The organism is Pantoea sp. X-Soil-ISGK-275, assembly GCF_059730795.1.
In genome coordinates this window covers 941,373-963,287 of sequence record NZ_AP035976.1, presented here as the reverse complement: position 1 = coordinate 963,287, position 21,915 = coordinate 941,373, and the positions used below count along the sequence as shown (strand labels likewise).

Annotated in this window: 20 protein-coding genes; 2 read left to right on the top strand and 18 right to left on the bottom strand. The window is 54.4% G+C overall.

Annotated elements, in window-relative coordinates; translation table 11 throughout:
* Positions 1 to 15: 15 nt before the first annotated feature.
* Positions 16 to 426, bottom strand: coding sequence for an alternative ribosome rescue aminoacyl-tRNA hydrolase ArfB (gene arfB, locus AC6I8A_RS04300; protein ID WP_497818079.1), 411 nt, complete (start codon positions 424 to 426; stop codon positions 16 to 18).
* A 214-nt stretch (positions 427 to 640) separates the two neighbouring features.
* On the opposite strand from arfB, the gene AC6I8A_RS04295 reads away from it, so the two are divergent.
* The gene (locus tag AC6I8A_RS04295; RefSeq protein ID WP_036622231.1) at positions 641 to 841 is read left to right on the top strand and encodes a YaeP family protein; all 201 of its coding nucleotides are present in this window, start codon (positions 641 to 643) and stop codon (positions 839 to 841) included.
* Positions 828 to 1,091, top strand: a complete 264-nt coding sequence (rof, locus tag AC6I8A_RS04290; RefSeq protein WP_008108461.1) for a Rho-binding antiterminator — start codon at positions 828 to 830, stop codon at positions 1,089 to 1,091. Before AC6I8A_RS04295 ends, rof begins: the two co-directional genes overlap by 14 nt.
* 39 nt (positions 1,092 to 1,130) lie before the next feature.
* On the opposite strand, the gene AC6I8A_RS04285 is transcribed toward rof, so the two are convergent.
* The 17 genes from AC6I8A_RS04285 to ispC form a co-directional block, all read right to left on the bottom strand.
* The gene (locus AC6I8A_RS04285) at positions 1,131 to 1,439 is read right to left on the bottom strand and encodes a c-type cytochrome (protein ID WP_293797512.1); all 309 of its coding nucleotides are present in this window, start codon (positions 1,437 to 1,439) and stop codon (positions 1,131 to 1,133) included.
* 14 nt (positions 1,440 to 1,453) lie between these two features.
* Positions 1,454 to 2,755, bottom strand: a complete 1,302-nt coding sequence (gene tilS / locus AC6I8A_RS04280) for a tRNA lysidine(34) synthetase TilS (protein WP_479490133.1) — start codon at positions 2,753 to 2,755, stop codon at positions 1,454 to 1,456.
* Positions 2,756 to 2,809: 54 nt separating this feature from the next.
* Positions 2,810 to 3,199: a VOC family protein gene (locus AC6I8A_RS04275; protein WP_008108470.1), complete on the bottom strand. Its 390-nt coding sequence runs from the start codon at positions 3,197 to 3,199 to the stop codon at positions 2,810 to 2,812.
* A gap of 75 nt (positions 3,200 to 3,274) precedes the next feature.
* Entirely contained in the window at positions 3,275 to 5,425 is a 2,151-nt protein-coding gene (locus tag AC6I8A_RS04270) for a lysine decarboxylase LdcC (protein WP_479486665.1), read from the bottom strand.
* 258 nt (positions 5,426 to 5,683) lie between these two features.
* On the bottom strand, positions 5,684 to 6,643 hold the full coding sequence (accA, locus tag AC6I8A_RS04265; protein WP_101762038.1) for an acetyl-CoA carboxylase carboxyl transferase subunit alpha: 960 nt from the start codon (positions 6,641 to 6,643) through the stop codon (positions 5,684 to 5,686).
* Between the two features lie 12 nt (positions 6,644 to 6,655).
* Positions 6,656 to 10,138, bottom strand: a complete 3,483-nt coding sequence (dnaE, locus tag AC6I8A_RS04260) for a DNA polymerase III subunit alpha (RefSeq protein WP_265301306.1) — start codon at positions 10,136 to 10,138, stop codon at positions 6,656 to 6,658.
* 31 nt (positions 10,139 to 10,169) lie between these two features.
* Positions 10,170 to 10,796, bottom strand: coding sequence for a ribonuclease HII (rnhB, locus tag AC6I8A_RS04255; protein WP_265301304.1), 627 nt, complete (start codon positions 10,794 to 10,796; stop codon positions 10,170 to 10,172).
* Positions 10,789 to 11,937 carry a lipid-A-disaccharide synthase gene (gene lpxB / locus AC6I8A_RS04250; RefSeq protein ID WP_293797491.1) on the bottom strand — a complete coding sequence of 383 codons (1,149 nt, stop codon included), beginning with the start codon at positions 11,935 to 11,937 and terminating at the stop codon, positions 10,789 to 10,791. The genes rnhB and lpxB overlap by 8 nt, the downstream gene beginning before the upstream one ends.
* A 3-nt stretch (positions 11,938 to 11,940) precedes the next feature.
* On the bottom strand, positions 11,941 to 12,729 hold the full coding sequence (gene lpxA, locus AC6I8A_RS04245; RefSeq protein WP_101762042.1) for an acyl-ACP--UDP-N-acetylglucosamine O-acyltransferase: 789 nt from the start codon (positions 12,727 to 12,729) through the stop codon (positions 11,941 to 11,943).
* A gap of 3 nt (positions 12,730 to 12,732) precedes the next feature.
* Positions 12,733 to 13,188 (bottom strand): 3-hydroxyacyl-ACP dehydratase FabZ, encoded by a 456-nt coding sequence (fabZ, locus tag AC6I8A_RS04240; RefSeq protein ID WP_007893924.1) that lies wholly within the window; start codon positions 13,186 to 13,188, stop codon positions 12,733 to 12,735.
* A gap of 191 nt (positions 13,189 to 13,379) precedes the next feature.
* The gene (lpxD, locus tag AC6I8A_RS04235; protein WP_008108477.1) at positions 13,380 to 14,405 is read right to left on the bottom strand and encodes a UDP-3-O-(3-hydroxymyristoyl)glucosamine N-acyltransferase; all 1,026 of its coding nucleotides are present in this window, start codon (positions 14,403 to 14,405) and stop codon (positions 13,380 to 13,382) included.
* Between the two features lie 3 nt (positions 14,406 to 14,408).
* Complete coding sequence (locus tag AC6I8A_RS04230; protein WP_497818078.1) at positions 14,409 to 14,909, bottom strand: OmpH family outer membrane protein; 501 nt, start codon at positions 14,907 to 14,909, stop codon at positions 14,409 to 14,411.
* Between the two features lie 95 nt (positions 14,910 to 15,004).
* A complete protein-coding gene (bamA, locus tag AC6I8A_RS04225; RefSeq protein ID WP_008108479.1) occupies positions 15,005 to 17,416 on the bottom strand; it encodes an outer membrane protein assembly factor BamA in 2,412 nt (803 codons plus the stop codon).
* Positions 17,417 to 17,467: 51 nt separating this feature from the next.
* Positions 17,468 to 18,817 (bottom strand): sigma E protease regulator RseP, encoded by a 1,350-nt coding sequence (gene rseP / locus AC6I8A_RS04220; protein ID WP_479486664.1) that lies wholly within the window; start codon positions 18,815 to 18,817, stop codon positions 17,468 to 17,470.
* Between the two features lie 12 nt (positions 18,818 to 18,829).
* Positions 18,830 to 19,687, bottom strand: a complete 858-nt coding sequence (gene cdsA, locus AC6I8A_RS04215) for a phosphatidate cytidylyltransferase (RefSeq protein WP_497818077.1) — start codon at positions 19,685 to 19,687, stop codon at positions 18,830 to 18,832.
* 18 nt (positions 19,688 to 19,705) lie between these two features.
* Positions 19,706 to 20,458 (bottom strand): (2E,6E)-farnesyl-diphosphate-specific ditrans,polycis-undecaprenyl-diphosphate synthase, encoded by a 753-nt coding sequence (gene ispU / locus AC6I8A_RS04210; RefSeq protein WP_007893909.1) that lies wholly within the window; start codon positions 20,456 to 20,458, stop codon positions 19,706 to 19,708.
* A 166-nt stretch (positions 20,459 to 20,624) separates the two neighbouring features.
* Complete coding sequence (ispC, locus tag AC6I8A_RS04205; RefSeq protein ID WP_196761366.1) at positions 20,625 to 21,827, bottom strand: 1-deoxy-D-xylulose-5-phosphate reductoisomerase; 1,203 nt, start codon at positions 21,825 to 21,827, stop codon at positions 20,625 to 20,627.
* Positions 21,828 to 21,915: the final 88 nt, after the last annotated feature.

The following is a 21,915-nucleotide window of genomic DNA, read 5'->3' as shown; positions in this document are numbered from 1 at the left end:
AGCCGGAGGCGTTTTTTATTGCACCTTTCCGCGCATCGCCTTCACGTTACTGCGCCGGGTTTTACCCTCCAGCCGCCTCACTTTAGAGCCGTGCGTGGGTTTGGTCGCGCGCCGCACTTTTTCCACCGTGGTTAACTCCTGAATCAGATTAATCAGCCGCTGCACGGCCGCTTCCCGATTCATTTCCTGGCTGCGATGCTCCTGCGCTTTGATGATCACCACGCCTTCTGCAGTGATCAAATGATGGCTGGCCGCCAGCAGTCGCTCTTTATAGAACGGCGGCAGCGACGATGCATGAATATCAAACCGCACGTGAATCGCCGTGGAGGTTTTATTCACATGCTGGCCACCGGCACCTTGCGCACGGATGGCACTGAGTTCCACTTCATTATCTGCAAGTGAAACCGTTCGAGACAGCACAATCATCTGTCACCTGCCGTTTGGCTCGACGTTGCGTCGTGTAATAACCTGTTCATCAACTTAACCTTTTGTGCGCACGCTGCGTGCATGAGACCAGCGCGAAATGTCACTTTTGCCCATTTCCTTGCATCATTCCCGTGACGACCGGGCTGATTTCCATGAAATTCCTGTGATATAGTCGCCTATCATCCAGAGTATCAACTCTGCTGAGGAGGTGTATGTGCAAAAGTATTGTGAGTTAGTTCGCCAGAAGTATGCCGAAATTGGTAGCGGCGACCTTGGGTATGTGCCAGACGCCATAGGTTGTGCGTTGAAGGCTCTCAACGATATTGCCGCTGATTCTGCGCTAAACTCTTCTCTCAGGGAACAAGCAGCGTATGCCGCTGCAAACTTATTGGTGAGCGACTATGTTGACGAATGAAGCCTATAAACCCATCAACTGCGATGATTACGACAACCTCGAACTCGCCTGCCAAAAAAACTGGACGCTGTCGTTAGAGCTTAAAAACGGCGATCAGCTCAAGGCGAAAGCCGTGGACATGGTCTCACGTAAAAATGTTGAGTACCTTGCCGTCGATCTCTCAGGCGAGACCCGCGAAGTGCGGCTCGACCACATCGCCAGCTTCACCCATCCGGAGCTGGGCACCGTCGTCGTTAGCGAAGACGAGTAAAACCTCTCTCGGGCGGGAATCACATCCCGCCCACCTCGTTTAAGGCTTTAACGAACTGTAATACGCCGATAAGTCTGCCATATCCTGATCGCTCAATCCTGCCACAAACGCTTTCATCACTTCCGCCTGGCCACCGCTCCGCTCGCCTTTTTTATAAGCTTGCAGTGAATGCAGCAGATAAGGCCCATGTTGCCCGGCCAGATTGGGATAGAGCGGCACCGCGCTTTTGCCCTCGGCACCGTGACACGCCATGCAGCTTGCCGCTTTTTGCGCGCCTGCATTGACATCGCCGTCGGCCAACGCCGGCAGCGCCGCAGCGAATAACGTCGCTGCCATCCAAAGTTTCATCATTGCTCTCCATTTTATTGTTGTGGTAACCAGATCGCCTGCCAGCCTTGCTCATTGCTGGCTGCGCCTTCACGGGTAATAAACAGCCCCGGCGCGCTAATTAGCGTCTGGTTAAAGTAAATCAACGGGATACGTTCGCGCAGCCAGGGCGCAACGCCCAACTCTTGCCATAGCTTCTTCATCTCGCGGCCACCTGCGCGCCCTTGCAAGTGATAATAACCCTGCGCCTGGAAGCGGACTATGATGGCTTCATCCGCTGCAGGCTGACGCAGCTCGGCAATCCACGCATTTGCCTGCAGCGAACCTAAACCGGCCGGTAAATCGAGCGGCTGCGTGCGGTCTTGCCAGGTTAGCGAGTGCTGACTAAGTGAAGGCTGTGGCGTTAACCAATAGAGTTTCTGCCGATAGCGGCGCAGCTCAAAAGTGCTGAAGCGCAAACAGGGTTTAGCATCTTCACGGCTGTTGATGACTTCATCGGTGATGCGTTTCAGCGCCTCGCGCGAAGGCATCGCGCCGCCCTGTTGGGCAATCCAGCGACGCAACAGCGCATGACGTCGCGCTTCGCTCATGTTCATTAACTGCGGGAAGTGTAGCGCGCCCTGCGCATCGCTAAGCTGCCCTAGCTGTTCAGCCAGCAACTCGTCGAGCAGTTGCTCTTGCTCACCACACAGCGCGGCGCTGCGCGCGCTGGCGGCGCTGAAGTGTGGCCAGCGCGCCTGCAGCAGCGGCAGCACCTGCTGACGCAGGAAGTTGCGGTCATAGCGGCTATCGGCGTTGCTTTCATCTTCAATCCAGCGCAGCTGATGTTCGGCAGCATAGTTTTCCAGCTGCTGACGGCTAACGTCGAGCAAGGGACGCAGATGCCGATGTGCGCCAACGCTGCGCTGCGGCGGCATCGCGGCCAAACCCGCCGGTCCGCTGCCGCGTTTTAACGCCAGCAGCAGCGTTTCCGCCTGGTCGTCGAGGTGCTGAGCGGTAAGTAAGTGCTCACCGGGTTGCAGCTGCTGAAACAGCGCCTGATAGCGCGCCTCGCGGGCGGCCGCTTCAATGCCGTTGGCGCGACCATCAACCTGCACATGCAGCACTTCACAGGGAATCTGCCACTGCTGGCAAAGGTACTGGCAATGCAGCGCCCAGCTATCGGCATTCGGGCTGAGACCATGATGGACGTGTAACGCGCGCACGCGCAGCGCTGGCTGCTGACGTTGGCAGCAGACCAATTGATGCAGCAGCACGGTGGAATCGAGTCCGCCGCTGAACGCCAGCACATAGCCAGCGTCGGGTGTCAGCAGCGAAGCAAGATGAGATAAAGACATGAGCGCGTTCCGTCCGGGCGAGCCACCGAATTGCGGCTCGCGGCGGACGCTAGTTTACGCCTGATACAGCTCCAGCGGCAAACCATCCGGATCGGGGAAGAAAGTGCAGGCTTTACCGGTTAACGCATCGATACGAATCGGCTCGCACGTCACGCCCTTCTCCGCCAGCGCCGCAATTGACTGCTCAACATCCTCAACGCAAAACGCCAGATGGCGCAGGCCGCAGGCTTCCGGGCCACTGACGCGTGGCGGCGGCGAGGGAAAAGAGAACAGCTCGATGGTGTAAACCCCGTTCAGACCCAGATCGCCTTTCCACGAGTCGCGCTCGGCGCGGTAATATTCACCCAACAATTCAAAACCCAGCACATCACAATAAAACGCCTTACTGCGCTGATAATCGGTAGCAATAATGGCGATGTGGTGGATCTGTTTTATTTGCAGCATAGCGACTCCGGTTTTGACATAAGCCGCTTACCCTACGTGGCACAAGCGGCGTTGGAAAGAGGTGATTGTCCTAAGTTAGCCTTCGTCATCTTCACGCAATACGCGCACCAGATAACGTCCCTCTTCCGTCAGTGTTGCACCGTGAATATCAGTTTCGAAGCCGGGATAGTGTCGACCAATAGTGCAAAGCATCAGCAGAAAATCGAGCACGGAACGGCTCTGTTCCGTAATCATCTCGCCCGGCATTACCACCGGCACGCCTGGTGGGTACGGCAGAATCATGTTGGCCGAAATGCGCCCCACCAGCTCGCGAATGTCCACCGTTTCCACCTGACCTTTCACCTGGCGCTGAAACGCCTGATGCGGCGTCATCTTCATCTCCGGCAGAACATCGAACGCTTTCAACATCAGGCGCGGCAGATCGTGTTGCAGGATCAACTGATGAATGCCCTGCGCCAGCGTTTGGATGCGCATGTTGCGGTAGAAGTCGGGATCCTCAGCGTAAAGATCCGGCAGCATGTTTTTCACCCGCAGGTTGAGATCGTATGCGCGCTTAAACTCCGTCAGACCACGCAGCACGCTCATCGCTTTGGTTTTATCAATGCCGATGCTGAACAGGAACAGCAAATTGTACGGCCCGGTTTTCTCCACCACGATACCGCGCTGATCGAGGAACTTAGCCACCAGCGCGGCTGGAATGCCCTCTTCCGCCATCTTGCCCAGCTCGCTCATGCCCGGCGTCAGAATGGTGACTTTGATCGGATCGAGATACATATGATCACGGTCGGCATGAGTGAAACCGTGCCAATCCTCTTCGCCCGGCTGGATCGGCCAGCATTCGGCTTGATCGATCTGTTCCGGCTGCCAGATATCAAAGAACCAGCCGTCGCACTCTTCACGCAAGCGCTGAATCTCACGACGGAAATGCAGCGCACGTTCAACCGAGCGGTTGATCAGTCGCTTACCCGGATTGCCGCGCAGCATCGCCGCCGCGGTTTCAATCGACGAGACAATCGCGTAGCTCGGCGAGGTGGTGGTGTGCATCATGTAGGCTTCGTTGAAGGTGTGCTCGTCGTAATCGCCTTTGATGTGAATCAGCGAAGCCTGCGAGAACGCCGCCAGCAGTTTGTGTGTCGATTGCGTTTCATAGATCACTTTGCCGGAAATCCGATCGCCGCTCATGCCGCTTTTGCCGGCATAAATTGGATGGAAATTGGTGTACGGCACCCACGCAGAATCAAAGTGGATAGATGGCACATCCAGCGTCTGTTTGATGAATTGCGTGTTATACAGCAGGCCATCGTAGGTTGAGTTGGTGATCACCGCATGCACCGGCCAGCTGGCGCGTGGCGTAGCATTGACCTTTAGTTGGATGCTGTCACGCGTAAACTCGCGCTGCGGAATGCCGCCCAGAATGCCCAACGCGTTGCGCGTCGGTTTGAGCCAGATCGGGATGATGTCGCTCATCATCAGCAAATGGGTCAGCGATTTATGGCAGTTGCGGTCAATCAGCACGGTGCTGCCCGCTGGCGCCGCATACATGCCGACGATTTTGTTCGAGGTCGAGGTGCCGTTGGTCACCATGTAGCTTTGCTCAGCCCCAAAGGTGCGCGCGACGTACTCCTCCGCTTCCAGATGCGGGCCGGTGTGATCAAGCAACGAACCCAGTTCCGTTACCGAGATCGAGACATCCGCTTTTAAAGTGTTCGAGCCGAAGAAGTCATAAAACAGGCTGCCCACCGGGCTTTTCTGGAAGGCGCTGCCGCCCATGTGGCCCGGCGTGCAGAAGGTGTATTTGCCCTCTTTGACGTAGGTGAACAAGGCCTTGGTCAGCGGCGGCGTGATGTTGTCGATGTACTCATCGGTGTACTGACGAATATGCAGCGCGATGTCATCGGCGGCGCTCAAGGCATATTCGAAGAAGTGCAGCGCCATACGCATCTCGTTGATGCTGACATCCATTTGCGAATGGGTGTTGATGAAGGCATACAGCGGCAGATATTCATTGAGCTGATTGATGTCGCTACACAGCGCCAGACTGTAATCGTCCCAGTCAAAAATCACTCCGCAGATACGCGGATTGTGTTCAATCAACTTCAGCAGGTCGCTGGCATTATTGGGGTAAACGGTTTGGAAGCCTTGCAGCTTAAGGGCAGCATCCAGTTCGCGAATAGGCTCATCTTTGTAGAAAGCGCCGTGCGGTCCCATGATCGCAATAATATTCAATGCTCACCTCCTGTGGTGTTGTGGCACTGAATAAGGATAGCGAAAAGCGCGCGCGGATAAACCTGGAATGCTCTGCTGTTGAGGTTCATCGCGCTTTGGGTTGGGTGCTTAGGCCAGAAAAGGTCGCCATGAATGGCGACCCTACGGAAAACGATGCGGTTTTGTAGGGTCGCCATTTATGGCGACCAATGCGAAATTATCGATTAGCAGGCGTAAAAAAAGCGGACCGAGGTCCGCTTCTTGCTTCAGTTTGATGTATCAAGCGTAGCCGTAGTTCATCAGGCGCTGATAGCGACGGTTGAGCAACTCTTCGGTGCTCAGCACATCGAGATCGGCCAGATCCGCCAGCAGTTGCTGCTTAAGAGAAGCCGCCATATCTACCGGTTGACGATGCGCGCCGCCCAACGGTTCAGGAATGATGGAATCGATCAGCTTCAGCTCTTTCAGACGCTCAGCGGTGATACCCATCGCTTCCGCCGCCAACGGTGCTTTGTCGGCGCTTTTCCACAGGATTGATGCACAACCTTCCGGTGAAATCACCGAATAGGTGCTGTACTGCAGCATGTTTACTTTGTCACCCACGCCAATAGCCAGCGCGCCACCGGAACCGCCTTCGCCGATTACGGTACAAATCACCGGAATTTTCAGGCCAGACATTTCACGCAGGTTGCGGGCGATCGCTTCAGACTGACCGCGCTCTTCTGCACCCACGCCCGGATAAGCACCCGGCGTGTCGATGAAGGTGATCAGCGGCATCTTAAAGCGTTCAGCCATTTCCATCAGACGCAGCGCTTTGCGGTAGCCTTCTGGTGCCGGCATACCGAAGTTACGACGGATTTTCTCTTTGGTTTCGCGACCTTTCTGATGACCAATGATCATCACTGGACGACCGTCGAGACGGGCAATACCGCCGACAATCGCTTTATCATCGGCATAAGCACGATCGCCCGCCAGTTCGTCGAAATCATCAAACGCGTTGCGGATATAGTCCAGTGTATAAGGACGCAGCGGATGACGCGCGAGTTGCGCCACTTGCCATGCGCCTAAATCGGAGAAGATTTTACGGGTCAGCTCGACGCTTTTTTCGCGCAGACGCTGCACTTCCTCATCCAAATTAATATCGTGTTTCTCATCCGAACGGCCAATCGATTTCAACGAGTCGATTTTCGCTTCAAGCTCTGCGATTGGCTGTTCAAAATCCAGGTAATTAAGACTCATAATGTTCCTGTTTTAGTCAAACTCCAGTTCCACCTGCTCCGATCCTACTAACGACCGCAAATCGTTGAGTAAACGATCGCTGGGCGAAATACGCCACGCTGCACCAAAGCGTAGCTTCGCTCGCGCATCGGCTCTCTGATAGTAGAGATGCACCGGAATGGTCCCGGAGCGATGAGGCTCCAGAGACTGGCGGAGACGGTTTAAAAGCTGGTCATCAATTTGCCTGTCCGTCAGCGAGATAGCAAGTCCGCGCGCGTATTTTTCCCGCGCTTCGTCGATGTCCATAACTTCCCGAGCGGTCATTTTAAGGCCACCGCTAAAGTCATCAAAGCTGACCTGTCCACTGACGATCAGGATACGGTCCTTCTCCAGCAACTGCTGGTATTTATCTAACGCATCGGTAAATAACATCACTTCAAGACGACCAGAACGATCGTCAATCGTACAAATACCAATTCGGTTGCCGCGTTTAGTGACCATCACGCGGGCGGCAATCACCAGCCCCGCCGCGACGGTTACTTTACCACGATCTGTCGGATGCATGTCTTTCAGGCGCATGCCGCCGACGTAACGCTCAATTTCTTTCAAATACTGATTAATTGGATGGCCGGTAAGATAGAGACCTAAGGTCTCACGTTCGCCATCCAGTTGAATTTGTTCCGGCCACGGCGTGATGCTGGCATAGGATTTCTCCACCTGCTCCGGCTCTTCCGCCAGCACGCCAAACATATCGGCCTGGCCGATGGCTTCGGCTTTGGCATGCTGATCGGCCGCTTTTAAGGCGTCGCCAAGTGCACTCATCAAGGCCGCACGATGCGGGCCGAGACGATCGAACGCGCCTGACATGATCAGTTTTTCCATCACGCGACGGTTGATCTTTTTGGTGTCGGTGCGCGCGCAGAGATCAAACAGCTCTTTGAAGTAACCGCCTTCGTTACGCGCTTCCAGGATCGCTTCGATCGGGCCTTCACCCACGCCTTTGATCGCGCCGATGCCGTAAACGATCTCGCCATCGTCATTGACATGGAACGGATACAAACCTGAGTTGATATCTGGCGGCAGCACTTTGAGGCCCATACGCCAGCATTCGTCGACCAAGCCAACCACTTTCTCGGTGTTATCCATATCAGCGGTCATTACGGCCGCCATGAACTCTGCCGGATAGTGCGCTTTCAGCCACAGCGTTTGATAGGAAACCAATGCGTAAGCAGCGGAGTGTGACTTGTTAAAGCCATAGCCGGCGAATTTCTCTACCAGATCGAAGATTTTCATCGACAGTTCGCCGTCGACACCCATCTTCTCTGCACCGTCCTGGAACACCGAACGCTGCTTCGCCATCTCTTCGGGTTTCTTTTTACCCATCGCACGACGCAACATGTCTGCGCCGCCCAGCGTATAGCCCGACAGCACCTGCGCGATCTGCATCACCTGTTCCTGATACAGAATGATGCCGTAGGTCGGCTCCAGCACCGGTTTCAGGGTTTCGTGCTGCCACTGAATATCCGGATAAGAAATCTCTTCGCGGCCGTGCTTACGGTCGATGAAGTTATCTACCATGCCCGATTGCAATGGTCCCGGACGGAACAGCGCCACCAGTGCGATCATATCTTCGAAGCAGTCAGGCTTCAGACGTTTGATCAAATCTTTCATGCCGCGCGATTCAAGCTGGAACACCGCAGTGGTTTCCGAGCGCTGTAGCATGTCGAAACTTTTTTTGTCGTCAAGCGGGATAGCGGCGATATCAATGGGTGGCAAACCCTGCTTTTCACGGCGCGGGTTAATCATCTTCAGCGCCCAGTCGATGATGGTGAGCGTACGCAGGCCGAGGAAGTCAAACTTCACCAATCCGGCATATTCCACGTCATTCTTATCAAACTGGGTAACCGGGAACTGCCCGTTCTCATCACAGTACAGCGGCGCAAAATCGGTGATTTTGGTTGGCGAGATCACCACACCACCGGCGTGTTTACCGGCGTTACGCGTGACACCTTCCAGTTTGCGCGCCATGTCGATCAGCGCTTTCACCTCTTCATCTGCCTCGTAGATCTCCGGCAGCTGCGGTTCAGCCAGGAAGGCTTTCTCCAGCGTCATGCCTGGATCCGGCGGGATCAGCTTAGAGATACGATCAACAAAACCGTACGGATGGCCGAGTACACGTCCCACATCGCGAATAACCGCTTTCGCTGCCATGGTACCGAACGTAATGATCTGCGATACCGCATCACGTCCATACATATCGGCCACGTGATCGATCACCTGATCGCGTTTCTCCATGCAGAAGTCGACGTCGAAATCAGGCATTGAGACACGTTCCGGGTTCAGGAAACGTTCAAACAGCAAGTCAAATTCCAGCGGATCGATATCGGTAATTTTTAGCGCATATGCCACTAATGAACCGGCACCCGAACCACGGCCTGGACCGACGGGAATGCCGTTGTCCTTCGACCACTGGATAAACTCCATAACGATCAGGAAGTAGCCGGGAAAGCCCATCTGGTTGATAACGGTGAGTTCAATCTCCAGACGTTCATCATATTCCACGCGTTTTTCAGCGCGCACCGCCGCATCCGGGAAGAGGAATTCCATACGCTCTTCCAGACCTTCGCGCGACTTCGCCACGAGGAAGTCTTCGGTGCTCATATCACCGGTGGGGAACTGCGGCAGGAAGTACTCGCCGAGGCGCACTGTCACGTTACAGCGCTTAGCAATCTCTACGCTATTTTCCAGCGCTTCCGGGATGTCCGAGAACAGCTCGCACATCTCCTCTTCACTGCGCATATATTGCTGAGGACTGTAATTGCGCGGACGCTTGGGATCGTCCAGCGTGTAGCCGTCATGAATCGCCACACGGATTTCATGCGCATCAAAATCTTCTTCATTGAGGAAGCACACTTCGTTGGTGGCAACAACGGGAATACCTTCGGCAATTGCCAGCTCGACGGCGGCATGCAGATAGGCTTCTTCATCGGCGCGACCGGTGCGCATCAATTCGAGGTAATAGCGATTCGGGAAGTGTTCCTGATAGAAGCTCAAACACTGCGCGACCATCGCGCTATTGCCGCGCAGCAGACTGCGGCCCACATCGCCACGACGTCCGCCCGACAGCAGAATCAGGCCTTCGCCCAGTTCCAGCAGCCAGTCGCGATCGATGATGGGGCCCGCAATGCCGTAACCGCGCTGATAGGCACGTGAAATCAGCAAGGTCAGGTTTTGATAACCGGTGTTATTGGCCGCCAGCAGCGTTAACTGCGTCAGCTCATCGCCCATTAATTCACTGGCAACCTGAAAATCAGCACCGACAATCGGCTTGATCCCCGCGCCGTGCGCACTACCGTAAAAACGCACCAGCCCGCACAGATTGATGTAGTCGGTAATGGCGATCGCCGGCATGCCCAGCGCAGCCGCCTTCTTGACTAAGGGTCCGGTTTTCGCCAGACCATCAACCATGGAGTAATCGCTGTGGACGCGCAGATGTATAAAACGAGGTTCAGCCATATCAGTTTCCGGTTAAAACAGTGTCAGGCTATTAAAGCGTAGTTGGCTGGCGGGCTGCCAGCACGTCAGCATCAATCAAGGCGTTACGCACCGGCGCAAAGCTGCGACGATGATGAGGTGTGGCGCCGTGCTGCGTCAGCTTTTCCATGTGCAGCGCGGTTGGATAACCTTTGTGCTGCGCAAAACCATATTGCGGGAACAGCAGATCCAGTTCGGCCATTTCACGATCGCGCGTGACTTTGGCAATGATCGAAGCAGCACTGATCTCTTTCACCAGGCTATCGCCCTTTACCACCGCCTGCGAGGGCATCGGCAGCGAGGGACAACGGTTACCATCGATCAGGACGAAGTCCGGCGCAATGTGCAAACCCGCGACCGCGCGCTGCATCGCCAGCATGGTGGCGTGCAGAATATTGAGCTGATCGATCTCTTCTGGCTCGGCTCGACCAAGACTCCAGGCCAGCGCCTTCTCTTTGATCTCGTCATACAGCGCCAGACGACGCTTCTCGGAGAGCTTTTTCGAGTCGGCCAGTCCGACAATCGGGTTGGCGGGATCAAGGATCACCGCCGCCGTCACCACTGCGCCAACCAGCGGACCGCGTCCGACCTCATCAACGCCAGCAATCAGCTGCGCGTTGGGATAGATAAATTCAGCCATTGATGATCTCCAGTACCGCATCCGCCGCCTGCTCATCGGCATTCCAGCGAATCTGTTGATGCAGTTCGGTGAAGGTTTTCAGCAGCGCGTCGCGCTCAGGGCCCGCGTGCAGTAGCGGATCCAGCGCCGCAGCTAACGCTTCGGGCTGACACTCGTCCTGCAGCAACTCTTTTACCAGCTCGCGACCGGCTAACAGATTTGGCAGGGAAACGTACGGCGTTTTTACCAAACGTTTTGCCAGCCAGAAGGTCGACGGCTTCATACGATAGCCAACCACCATCGGGCATTTCGCCAGCATGCACTCCAGCGCGGCGGTGCCAGATGCAAGAATAGCGGCATCGCTGGCCAGCATCGCCTGACGACCTTTGCCATCCAGCAAATGCATCGGCAGTTCAGGCGCAACTTGCGCTTTGATCTGTTCAAACTGCTCGCGGCGTTTGGCGTTCACCAGCGGCACCACGATTTCCAGCGCTGGATAGCGCTGACGCAGCAGCTGCGCGGCGCGCAGGAAATCGGCGCTGAGCATTTCCACTTCCGCACCACGACTGCCCGGCAACAAGCCAAGGCAAATCGCCTCTTCAGCGATGCCTAACTCGCGGCGAGCCGCCAGCTTATCGGGCTGTAGAGGCATCGCATCAGCCATGGTGTGGCCGATAAAGCGGCATGGCACGTTAAAACGATCGTAGAACGCTTTTTCAAACGGCAGGAATGCTAGCACCAGATTGGTGTTGCGGCCGATTTTGAAAACGCGCTTTTGACGCCACGCCCAAACGGAAGGGCTAACGTAATGAATGGTGCGAATGCCCGTGCGCTTGAGGCTTCCTTCCAACGTGATGTTGAAATCTGGCGCATCAATGCCCACAAACACATCCGGCTTGAGTTCGGTGAAGCGCTGCGTCAGGTCACGACGAATCTTCAGCAGACGCCGCAGGCGTCCCAGCACTTCGACGATGCCCATCACCGCCAGCTCTTCCATCTCATACCAGGCTTCGCAGCCTTCGGCCTGCATCAGCGGACCGGCCACGCCCACAAAGCGCGCATTGGGATGGCGCGCTTTTAACGCCCGGATGAGACCTGCACCAAGAATATCGCCGGAGGTTTCTCCGGCGACCAGGGCAATCGTGAGGGGACGCGCTGACATGGATTAACGAATCAATCCACGCGTTGAACGGGCAAAGAAGTCATAGAAAGGCTGCACTTCGCTGTGTTGTTTCGCCAGCTCTTCAATCTCTGGTTTCACTTCATCCAGCGTTTTGCCGCTGCGGTACAGCAGTTTGTACGCGTTGCGAATGGCATGCAGCGCTTCTTTGCTAAAGCCGCGACGCTTAAGACCTTCGATGTTGATACCGTATGGCGTTGCGTGGTTGCCCTGCGCAATAACATAAGGCGGTACATCCTGCGCGACGCCTGAACAACCGCCAACCATCACGTGAGCACCAATGGTGCACCACTGATGTACAGCCGTCATACCGCCGATAATGGCAAAATCATCAACGGTGACGTGACCGCCCAGCGTGGCATTGTTAGCAAAGATGCAGCGATTACCGATCACGCAGTCATGCGCGATGTGAGCATTCACCATCAGCAGGTTATCGCTGCCGACTTTGGTCACATTGCCGCCCTGCGTGGTGCCACGATGAATGGTGACGCTCTCGCGGATGCGGTTGCGATCGCCAATTTCAACGCGCGTTGGTTCGCCCGCATATTTCAGGTCTTGGTTCACTTCACCAATGGAAGCGAACTGGTAGATCTGATTGTCTTTGCCGATACGCGTATGGCCGTTCACCACCACGTGCGATTTGAGTACCGTTCCTTCACCAATTTCCACATTGGCACCGATAAAGCAGAACGGACCGATGTGAACATTGGCGCCGATCACGGCACCCTCTTCAATGACAGAACTGGGATGGATATTGGCGGTTGAATCAATCACTTATTATGCCTCCCGGCTACGGGCACACATCATGGTCGCTTCACAGACAATTTTGCCGTCCACGGTCGCCACGCCTTTAAAGCGCGTCAGGCCACGACGGGTTTTCTCGAAGGTCACTTCCATGATCATCTGATCGCCCGGCACAACCGGACGTTTGAAACGGGCTTCATCGATACCAGCGAAGTAATAGAGTTCGCCTGGTTCCAGTTTTCCAACGCTTTTGAACGCCAGAATGCCGGTCGCTTGCGCCATCGCTTCCAGAATCAGAACGCCTGGGAAAATCGGCTTACCAGGGAAATGTCCCTGGAAAAACGGTTCGTTAACAGAAACGTTCTTCACCGCGCGCAGATATTTATGCTCTTCAAAATCCAGCACGCGATCAACCAGCAAGAAAGGATAGCGGTGTGGCAGCAGTTCTAAAATCTCTTCAATTTTCAGAGTATGCGTTTCAGTAGTCAAAATACTCTTCCTGTCCTAAAAAATCTGATGGCAACAATAACACGGCCTGCACCGATCAAAATGATCTTCCGCAGGCCGCAAATTAGTTCGGGGCGTTTCGCTTTCTTACGATACCTGCTGCCATTCTCGGGTTAGCCGAAGGTGGCAGAAAGTACACTTCTTGTTATGAAAGCGAGTAGCGTGGGATGCGTTTAGTCGTCTTTGCCGACCTTACGTTCGATGGCTTTTAAGCGTTTGCTTATTTCATCGATGTTCATCACCAGCGCTGCTGTTTTACGCCAGGTTTTGTTGGGTTGCAGTGGAATACCCGACGAATACACGCCTGGCTCTGTGATGGGGCGCATTACCATGCCCATGCCCGTTACGGTCACTTTGTCACAGATTTCCATATGGCCGTTAATGACGCTGGCGCCGCCAATCATACAGTAACGTCCAATCTTCAGACTACCCGCCATGATCACACCACCCGCAACTGCGGTGTTATCACCAATCACGACGTTGTGCGCAATCTGACACTGGTTGTCTATGATAACACCATTGCCGATCAGAGTGTTATCCAGCGCGCCGCGATCGATGGTGGTACAGGCACCAATTTCTACCCGATCACCAATCACTACGGTACCCAACTGCGGGATTTTCACCCAATTGCCGCGATCGTTAGCATAGCCGAAACCATCAGCACCAATAACGGTGCCCGACTGAATCAGACAATCCTGACCAATCTGAATTTCGTGATAAATCGTGACGTTAGCCCACAAACGTGAGCCGCGACCGATACGCGTCTGCTTACCAACAAAACATCCTGCGCCAATAACGACGTCGTCACCCAGCTCTACGCCGGACTCGATCACCGCATTTGCGCCTACCGAAACATTCTTACCCAGCTTAGCCGTTGCATCGATCACCGCACTGGGCGCGATATTCTGCGCGGGCTGCGGCGTGGTGTCCAGCAGTTGTGCCATGCGGGCATAAGTTAAGTAAGGATTTTTCACCACCAGGGCGGCCGTTTTACACCACTCCAGATCCGCTTCCGTCAGCACCACGGCTGAAGCCTGGATAGTAGCGAGCTGCTCGCGGTAGCGGCTGTTTGCAAGAAAAGTGATTTGGCCAGTTGTGGCGGATTGCATAGAAGCAATGCCGGAGATGACGATATCGCCATCTCCGTGCAATTCTGCATCCAACTGCTGGGCTAAATCAGCCAGTCGAATTGATGACATCAATTATTTAACCTGTTTTACAACGTCAGCAGTGATGTCTTTAGCATCAGAAGAGGAGTACAGCACGGCCTGAGAGTCCAGAACCAGATCGTAACCTTCGCTTTTCGCTACAGACTGAACAGCGGTCTGGATTTTAGCCAGCAGCTTGTTACGCTCCTGCATCTGACGAGTTTGGTTGTCTTTGTCAAAAGCCTGTGCTTTTTGTTCAAAGGCAGCACGCTCAGAAGAGATTTGCTTCTCTTTCTTGGTGCGGTCGCTCGCTTTCATGGTCGATGCATTACGCTGCAGATCCTGAATTTCTTGCTGGATCTTCTGCTGCTGAGACTGGAGCTCAGAGGCGCGGCTCTGGAATTCACCTTCAAGCTGTTTAGCAACAGCAGCACGCTGCGGAGACTGCTGGAAAACCTGGCTCAGGTTCACGACGGCAACTTTATCAGCCGCTTGGGCACCCGCAGAAGCAGCTAACGCAACACCCAGAGCAGCAGCACAGAACAACTTTTTCACTATAAACTCCTTACCTCAACGTGTGTGTTTGCAGCGTGCCGCATTATCAGGCAGCACGCGTGCAAGACGGTATTTTCACTTCCCTGCTCAGAGCCTTACCAGGTTTTACCAATGTTAAACTGGAATTGCTCTGACTTGTCTCCCTCGACTTTCTTCATCGGCTGGGCGTATGAGAATACCAGCGGTCCTAACGGTGACATCCACTGCAGTGCCACACCGGCAGAGACGCGAATGTTATTAGGATCGCTGTAATCTGGCACACCCGCCGCGCGTGTTTCCGCGGTGTTCTGCCATTTGGTATCCCAAACGGTACCGGCATCCATAAACACCGAAGTACGCACGGAATTCGCATACTTCTCGCTCAGGAACGGCGTTGGCGTGATCAGCTCAAGGCTGGCAATCGCCATGGCGTTACCACCAACCGCATCATCCGACTTACAGACGCCGTTTGGATCTGAGAGATTACAGGTTGATGAGCCATCGTTCAGATACGCAGCTTTAGGACCAATGGTATTGGACTGGAAGCCACGCACTGTGCTCGAGCCACCGCCGTAGAAGTTCTCATAGAACGGCATCTCTTTACCATTAAGTCCGTCACCATATCCAACACGGCCACGGCCTAATACTACCCATGTACCGTCGCGGTTCAGCGGCACATATTGCTGGCTATCCAATGTCGCTTTGTAGAACGCGTTATCAGAGCCTGGAATCGTCACTTTACCGTTCAGGTTGGTACGGTTACCGCGCGTTGGGAAGAAGCCGCGGTCTAAGGTGTTATAGGTCCAACCGTAGTTGAAGGTGAAATCATCTGCAGAGAAATCACCATCATCATTCAAGCCTTGATGACGACCGACTGAATCCAGATAACGCCACATCGCCACCTGTGGACGCATGTTGGAGAGGTCGTTATGCACGTAACCTAAACCAACACGCAGGGTGTTGTTTTCGTTGACCGGGAAGCCAAGCGTACCGTCAAGACCATAACTTTTGTTGGTATAGTCAGACAGATCCGCGTCATCGGCTTTAAAGTCGTTATAGAACAAACGACCGCCAAGGCTCACACCGTCGACCGTGAAGTACGGATCGGTCAATGAGAACTCAGCATAGGTCTGGTAATCGTTTTTAGTGCCGCTAATGCCAACGGTGTTGCCGGTGCCGAGCCAGTTTTCCTGGGTCACACCCACCTGGAAGCTCACGCCACTTTCAGTACCGTAACCAACACCAAAGTTGAAGGTGCCGGTGTTACGCTCTTTCACCTTGTAGACCACATCAACCTGGTCTGGTGCACCTGGAACGCGCTGCGTATCCACATCCACGGTTTCGAAGTAACCGGTACGATTCAGACGCTCTTTACCCTGATCGACGAGATCACTGCCCAACCAGGCACCTTCCATCTGGCGCATTTCACGGCGCAACACGGAATCTTTTGAGGTGTCGTTACCTTCAAAGCGCACTTTACGCACGTAGTAACGGTTGCCCGCATCCACGTTGATATGCAGCTTGACGGTTTTGTCAGCATCATTAATTTCTGGCTGGGTCATTACGCGCGGATAGGCGTAACCGTAGCGGCCCAGCAATTTCTTGATGTCATCTTCCATTTGGGTGACTTTGGTGCCGTTATACAGCTCACCCGCTGGAATTCTGGTCATCTTTTCGATTTCAGCAGAATGGCCCGCCATGCTGCCGTTTACGATCACGCCGGCAATCTTGTACTGATCGCCTTCGTTGATGTTCACGGTGATGTAGATGCCTTTCTTATCTGGCGTCAGGCTCACCTGCGTGGAATCGATGTTGAAACGCGCATAACCGCGATCCAGATAGAAGCTGCGCAGGGTTTCGAGATCGCCCGCTAACTTTTGCTTCTGGTATTTGCGATCGCCCACCACGTTCCACCATGGCACTTCATCACGCAGTGAGAAGCGCGAGATCAGTTCGTCAGAGCTAAATGCTTTATTGCCGACGATGTTGATCTGCTGGATCTGTGCTGAAACGCCTTCCTGGAAGACGAATTTCAGATCCACACGGTTGCGCGGCAGCGGCGTAGCAATGGCTTTGACGCTGGCGGTGTATTTACCGACGCTGTAATAGAAGTCTTCCAGGCCCTTCTCGATTGAAGAGAGCGTGGTGCGGTCCAGCGCTTCGCCAACGCGCACGCCAGACGCTTCGAGGTTCTGTTTCAGCTGATCTTCTTTCACCGCTTTGTTGCCGGAGAAAGTGATGTTGGCAATGGTCGGACGCTCTTTCACCTGAACAATCAGGGTGGTACCGTCACGCAGAACCTGCACATCTTCAAAGTTACCGGTGGCGAACAGTGAGCGAATGGTGTTTCTGACGTCATCGTCATTCACCGTATCACCGACACGAACCGGCATGCTGAGCAGAGCCGCGCCGACGGCGACTCGCTGGAGACCTTCGAAATGAATGTCCTTCACTACGAAATCGTCTGCACCGTAAACGGTGGCGCTGCTAAACAGCAGCGACGCTATGAGCAACTTTTTCATCGCCATCGTTGTTATGCGTTTTCCTAACACATCCCGCGTCTGTATGCGTTCCAGCTATTACAAACGAGAGAAATCATTGAAAAGTGCAAGCCCCATTAACAGCACTAGCAAGATTGAGCCAATGCGATAACTAAAGTCCTGAACTCGCTCGGACACCGGTCCACCTTTGATCTTTTCGATCGCCAGAAAGAGCAGATGACCACCATCTAAAACCGGCAGAGGGAACAGGTTAATGATGCCCAGGTTGACGCTGATAAGCGCCAGGAACATCAGGTAATAAATCACCCCGTACTCTGCTGATAACCCGGCACCCTGCGCGATCGAAATCGGCCCGCTCAGGTTATTCAGCTTCACATCCCCGATTATCAACTTGCCCAGCATGGAGACCGTTAGCTTCATCAGCTGCCAGGTTTTTACACTGGCTTCGCCGATCGCCGCAAAAGGCCCATACTGCCTTACCGTTTTGTACTCATCAGGCAGCGGAATCACACGCGGAATGACACCCGCGAAGCCTTCCGCTTCCTTGCCCGGTTTCGCTTCCGGCGTTAGTGTCAACGCCACAGGTTCGCCGTTGCGCTCAATATCTAGCGCCATGTTTTTGCCCGGATTATCCCGCACCTGTGCCGCAAAAGCCTGCCACTGTGACAATGGCTGACCATCGACTTTAACGATCCTATCGCCCGCTTGCAAACCAGCATTGCTTGCCGGTGAGTTTGCCTGAACTTCAGCTAAGGTCGTTTCAATCTGCGGCCCACGTGGACGAATACCTAAAGCGACCACCGGATCCTGTTTATCAGGCTCAAATTGCCAATCGCGCAAATTTAATTGCTTTTGCTGCGTAGCTTCTTCGCCAAATTGCGAGACGGTAAGCGTGGCATCGCTGTCGCCGATTTTACCGATCAGCGCCATACGCACAGCATCCCAATCAGGCGTTTCGATACCATCTACCGCTTTAAGTTCCATGCCGGAGCTAATTTGCGCTTCAGCAGCGACGGAACCGTTCAGAATTTCACCAACTACGGGGCGCACACCTGGCACGCCGTGAATAAACACGACCCAATAAGCAAAGATGGCGAAGATGAAATTAGCGATAGGACCGGCTGCGATAATCGACGCACGTTGCAGCACGGTTTTATTATTGAAGGCTTGGTGACGCAGTTCGGCGGGAACGCTCTCAACGCGTTCGTCGAGCATTTTGACGTAGCCGCCGAGCGGAATCAGCGCGATGACATATTCGGTGCCCTGACGATCGCTGCGACGCCACAGCGCTTTACCAAAGCCAATCGAGAAACGTTCAACTTTGACACCGCAGCGGCGCGCCACCCAGAAATGGCCAAACTCGTGCACGGTAATCAGCACGCCAAGCGCCACGATAAAGGCGGCAAAACTCCAGAGTATACTCAACATCGTCGGCTATCCTCAGAGGGTGCGGAACACCAACAGCAGCAGGCAGGCAAACACCGGCACCGCAGCAGTCAGGCTATCAATACGATCGAGAATACCACCGTGCCCCGGAATCAAGTTACCGCTGTCTTTAATGCCCGCTTCACGCTTGAACATACTTTCTGTCAGGTCGCCCAATACCGATGCCAGCGTGGCAATCACCGCGCAGATAATCAGCGTGCCCGGCGGAACCGAAAGCGGTGCCAGCAGGGCAAACAGCCAGGCGATGATGGCAGATGACAACAGGCCGCCGAAGAAACCTTCCCAGGTTTTACCCGGAGAGACTTTCGGAGCCAGCTTATGTTTGCCAAACAGACGGCCAAACATGTAAGCACCAGAATCTGCGCCCCAGACGAGGAACATCACGAACAGCAGCCACCATGCGCCGGCGAAATGATCGGTATCGTAATGATACTGACGCAGCGCCATCATCCCCCAGAAGAAGGGAATCAAGGTGAGCAGGCCAAACAGCAGGCGCAGCGCACGCGAATGACGCCACAAGGCAGCAGAGGCAGGATAGAACAGTACTAAGATGAGCGCGGCAATCCACCACACCAGCGATGCCCAGAGCGAGCCTTCCATCTGAAATTGGTGCAGATTGCGTTGATAGGGTTCAAGAGTAAAAAGCATCGCGGACAGCAACAGACCGCATAGCACGGCGAGCCAGATACGTTGCTGACGCGTTTTCATGCCGGCAAACTGCCCCCATTCCCAGGCGGCAAGCATGCAGATGATGATAGTGATAATCGCAAAACCGGACAGGGGTAACCAGAACAGTGCAGCGATCACCAGCGGAATCAAAATTAACGCGGTAATCAGACGAGACTTCAGCAAAGGTTACCCCCAAATTGCTTAGGCGCCGCCTGGTGCAGTACCGCCATAGCGTCGCTCCCGCGTAGAGAATGCATTCAGTGCACCTTCAAAAACGTTTTCATCAAAATCAGGCCAAAGAACATCGGTAAACCAAAACTCAGCATAGGCGATTTGCCACAGCAGGAAGTTGCTAATCCGATGCTCTCCCCCGGTCCTTATCACTAAATCCACTGGCGCCAGCTCCTGCATACACAGATACGGAGCCAGGCTTTCTTCGGTAATCTGGTCAGGACGCAGTAAACCTTCCTGAACCTGTTCGGCCAATTTTCTGGCACCCTGGATAATATCCCAACGGCCGCCATAGTTGGCAGCAATGTTAAGGGTCAGTCCATTATTTTGCTGAGTCAGTTCCTCGGCGCGGCGAATACGTTCCTGAATACGGTTATTGAAACGACTGATATCACCAATAATGCGCAGACGCACATTGTGCTTGTGCAGGCTTTTGACTTCGCTGTCGAGCGCCCAGACAAACAACTCCATTAATGCTGTCACTTCCTGAATCGGACGGCTCCAGTTTTCACTGCTGAACGCATAAAGCGTGAGCGCTTCCAGTTTATGGCTAACCGCAAAGCTGACAGCCCGGCGTACTGATTTTACCCCGGCTTTGTGGCCTGAAATACGCAGTTTGCCCTGATTTTTTGCCCAGCGACCATTACCATCCATAATGATGGCCACGTGACGTGGCGTGCAGTACGACTCGTCATCGATTGTGTTGTGATTGTTGGACGACATAACGCGTAATAATTCCTTTCATCAGAAATGCTGTGGTTTCTGAATACATTGCGCCTGCAGCAAACTCCGGCAAACACGCCAGATGACATCGAAACAATGTCGGGCTGTGAAACGCGAGCGAGCGACTATACCATTTTCACCCAGAGCGAACAAATAGCGGGAACTATCAACCTGCTAAACGAAAGCGCGGCAACAATTCATTGGCACGCACGCGCGCTAACCGATCAATCTCCATCACCTCGTCAATGCTGCCCGGCTCCTGACAGCTCAGGGACGCCAGCACTTCGCTGTTGATGGCAGCGATATCGGTAAAGCGAATCTGGTGCTGCAGAAAAGCTGCCACCGCCACTTCATTCGCTGCGTTCAGCGAGGTCGTCGCGGCCTGACCTGTGGCACAGGCATCAATCGCAAGCTTCAGGCAGGGATAGCGCTCGTAGTCCGGCTCGGCAAACGTCAACGACTTCATGCGAGTGAAGTCGAGCGGCGTTACGCCCGCAGAGATACGTGCTGGCCATGCCATGCTGTGCGCGATAGGCGTCCGCATATCCGGAGAGCCCAGTTGCGCCAGCACGCTGCCGTCGCAATAACGCACCATCGAATGGATAACCGACTGCGGATGCAGGATCACCTCCATCTGCGCGTCAGTCGCATTAAACAGCCAGCGGGCTTCAATGTATTCAAGACCTTTATTCATCATGGTGGCCGAATCAACGGAGATTTTACGCCCCATTGACCAGTTCGGATGCGCACAGGCCTGATCCGGCGACATACCGGCTAAATCGGCTAATGGCGTGTCACGAAAAGGACCACCCGATCCCGTAAGGAGAATCGACTCGATGCCGTTCCCCCGTAGATCAGCGTACCCCAACTGATGCTGTATGGAAGCGGGTAAACTCTGAAAAATGGCGTTGTGCTCACTATCGACGGGTAGCAATTGCACCTGATGTTGGCGTACCGCCTCCATAAACAGACGGCCGCATGTGACAAGCGATTCTTTGTTGGCCAGCAGCACGGTTTTGCCGGCACGAATGGCGGCCATGGTAGGCTGTAAACCTGAGGCGCCAACAATCGCCGCCATCACCTGATCCACATCATCCAGCGCGGCCAGTTCGCAGGCAGCCTGAACGCCGGAGAGCACTTCGGTATTAACGTTGAGTGCTTTCAGTCGCTCACGCAGCGCTTGGGCAGATTTCTCGTCGGACATCGCAGCATAGCGCGGCTGGAATTGCAGGCATTGCTCGGCCATCAACGCCACATTCTGGCCGGCCACTAGCGCGGTCACCTGATAAAGTTCAGGATTTGCGGCAATCACCGCCAGCGTGCTGGTACCAATGGAGCCGGTCGAACCCAGCAGAGTTAATCGCTTCATCATGCTATCCCTGTGAAGTCGTGGAGGGTGCCCGCAACAGCGCCGGACACAATGTAAAACGCCGCCAGAGTCGAACACGTCTCTGAAC

Coding starts and splice junctions, on each gene's coding strand:
- rseP (WP_479486664.1), bottom strand. CDS start 18,817: ATGTTGAGTATACTCTGGAGTTTTGCCGCCTTTATCGTGGCGCTTGGC.
- arfB (WP_497818079.1), bottom strand. CDS start 426: ATGATTGTGCTGTCTCGAACGGTTTCACTTGCAGATAATGAAGTGGAA.
- tilS (WP_479490133.1), bottom strand. CDS start 2,755: ATGTCTTTATCTCATCTTGCTTCGCTGCTGACACCCGACGCTGGCTAT.
- lpxD (WP_008108477.1), bottom strand. CDS start 14,405: ATGTCATCAATTCGACTGGCTGATTTAGCCCAGCAGTTGGATGCAGAA.
- rnhB (WP_265301304.1), bottom strand. CDS start 10,796: ATGGCTGAATTTATCTATCCCAACGCGCAGCTGATTGCTGGCGTTGAT.
- AC6I8A_RS04285 (WP_293797512.1), bottom strand. CDS start 1,439: ATGAAACTTTGGATGGCAGCGACGTTATTCGCTGCGGCGCTGCCGGCG.
- ispU (WP_007893909.1), bottom strand. CDS start 20,458: ATGTCGTCCAACAATCACAACACAATCGATGACGAGTCGTACTGCACG.
- AC6I8A_RS04275 (WP_008108470.1), bottom strand. CDS start 3,199: ATGCTGCAAATAAAACAGATCCACCACATCGCCATTATTGCTACCGAT.
- rof (WP_008108461.1), top strand. CDS start 828: ATGTTGACGAATGAAGCCTATAAACCCATCAACTGCGATGATTACGAC.
- bamA (WP_008108479.1), bottom strand. CDS start 17,416: ATGGCGATGAAAAAGTTGCTCATAGCGTCGCTGCTGTTTAGCAGCGCC.
- dnaE (WP_265301306.1), bottom strand. CDS start 10,138: ATGGCTGAACCTCGTTTTATACATCTGCGCGTCCACAGCGATTACTCC.
- lpxB (WP_293797491.1), bottom strand. CDS start 11,937: ATGTCAGCGCGTCCCCTCACGATTGCCCTGGTCGCCGGAGAAACCTCC.
- ispC (WP_196761366.1), bottom strand. CDS start 21,827: ATGAAGCGATTAACTCTGCTGGGTTCGACCGGCTCCATTGGTACCAGC.
- accA (WP_101762038.1), bottom strand. CDS start 6,643: ATGAGTCTTAATTACCTGGATTTTGAACAGCCAATCGCAGAGCTTGAA.